The following is a 1998-nucleotide window of genomic DNA, read 5'->3' on the forward strand; positions in this document are numbered from 1 at the left end:
CGCCCGGCGCCTCCGCGCGCGAAGCCATGCAGGCGCGCGCCCAGATGCTCGGCCAGCGCGCGCAGAGCGGCCAGGCCGCGCTGGAGGCCGCGCGGCGCGGCGAGCAGGGGATGGAGATGGCGCCCCCGGCCATGGCCCAGCCCGCGGCTCCCGCGCGCAACCCCCTGCTCGACCTGGTGCGCACGGAGCAGCGCGCCTGGGCGGAACGCCGCCTGACCTCGCCGGAGCCGTTCCGCGACCGGCTGGCCGACTTCTGGATGAACCACTTCACCGCCAGCCGCCGGTCGGGCCTGGTCGGCGCCCTGCCCGGACCGCTCGAGCGCGAGGCGATCCGCCCGCACCTGACCGGCAGCTTCGCCGACATGGTGGTCGCGGTGACGCGCCATCCGGCCATGCTGCTCTACCTCGACAACCAGCTCTCGGTCGGGCCGAACAGCGAGTTCGGGCGGCGCACCGGGCGCGGCCTGAACGAGAACCTGGCGCGCGAGGTGCTGGAGCTGCACACCATGTCGCCCGCCGGCGGCTACACCCAGGGCGACGTGCAGGAGCTGGCGAAGATCCTCACGGGCTGGGCCGTGACCTTCAACAGCGAGCCCTTCAGCTTCGTCTGGCGCGGCAACACCCATGAGCCCGGCGAGAAGTTCCTGCTCGGCCGCCGCTTCCCCGAGGGGCCCGAAAGCCAGGAAGCGGCGCTGCGCTTCATCGCGACGCGCCCGGCCACCTGGCGGCACCTGGCGGTGAAGCTGGCGCGGCATTTCGTCGCCGACGACCCGCCGCCGGCCGCGGTGCGGCGGCTGGAGGAGGCGCTGCGCAGCACCGAGGGCAACCTCGGCGCCGTCTCCCGCGCGCTGGTCACGCTGCCGCAAGCCTGGGACCCGCCGCTCGGCAAGTTCCGGGCGCCGAAGGATTTCGTCCTGGCCGTCGCCCGCGCCGCCGGGATCGAGCGTGGCGAGCTGGTGGTGGGCGGGCTCGGCGCGCTCAGCCAGCCACTGTGGTCGGCGCCGCAGCCCAATGGCTGGCCGGACCGCGAGGAGGAGTGGGCAGCGCCGGAGGCGCTGATGCGCCGGGTGGACTGGGCCTACACGCTGGCTGCGCGCGCCGGCCGAGTGGACCCCGCGGCCGTGGCCGAGGTCGCGCTCGGCCCCCTCGCCCGTGCCGAGACGGTCGCCGCGATGCGCGGCGCGGGCTCGGTGCGCGACGCCCTCACCCTGCTCTTCGCCAGCCCGGAGTTCATGCACCGATGACCGACCGGCAGAGGGCCGACCGGCCGGCGCCCCACACCTCCTTCTCCCTCACGCGCCGCGGCCTGCTGCTCGGCCTGACGGCCAGCATGGTGGTGGGCGGCACGCGCGCCGCCTTCGCCGCGGCGTCCGGTGAGCAGCGCCTGGTCGTGGTGCTGCTGCGCGGCGCGCTGGACGGTCTCTATGCCGTGCAGCCCTATGCCGACCCGGACTTCGCCGCGCTGCGCGGCCCGCTGGCCATGGCGGAGCCGGGGCGGGAGGGAGGGCTGCTGGACCTCGGCGGGCGCTTCGGCCTGCATCCGGCGCTGGCCGGGCTGCACGAGCTCTACCGCGGCGGCCAGATGCTGGTGGTGCATGCGGTGGCCGGCCCGCACCGCAGCCGCTCGCATTTCGAGGCGCAGGACCTGCTGGAGATCGGCGCAACGCAGCGCATGACCAGCGGATGGCTCAATAGAGCCCTGCAGTCGCTGCCCGGAACCTCGGAAGCCCGGCCCGGCCTGGCGGTGGGCACCGGCATCCCGCTGGTGCTGCGCGGGCCGGCGCCGGTGGGCGCCTATGCGCCGCCCGGCCTGGACCGGCCCTCGCCGGACCTGATCTACCGCATCGCCGCCCTGCAGGACCGTGACCCCGAGCTCGGCCCGGCCTTCCGCGAGGGCATGCGGGCGCGCGGCTTCGCCGATGCCACCCTCGGCCCGCCCGACAGCGACCCGGACCGCGCGAGCTTCCCGCGCCTGGCGGCGGCCGCCGGGCGGCTGCT

Annotated in this window: 2 protein-coding genes; both read left to right on the forward strand. The window is 76.1% G+C overall.

Annotated elements, in window-relative coordinates; all coding sequences use genetic code 11:
• Positions 1-1244: DUF1800 domain-containing protein (locus OZN99_RS30545; protein WP_270938970.1), on the forward strand; the 1244-nt coding region annotated here is incomplete at its 5' end.
• A partial coding sequence (locus OZN99_RS30550) for a DUF1501 domain-containing protein (RefSeq protein WP_408611985.1) occupies positions 1241-1998 on the forward strand: 758 nt, incomplete at its 3' end. The genes OZN99_RS30545 and OZN99_RS30550, both read left to right, overlap by 4 nt.

Source organism: Falsiroseomonas oryzae (assembly GCF_027856955.1).
GTDB classification, from domain to species: Bacteria; Pseudomonadota; Alphaproteobacteria; order Acetobacterales; family Acetobacteraceae; genus Falsiroseomonas; species Falsiroseomonas oryzae.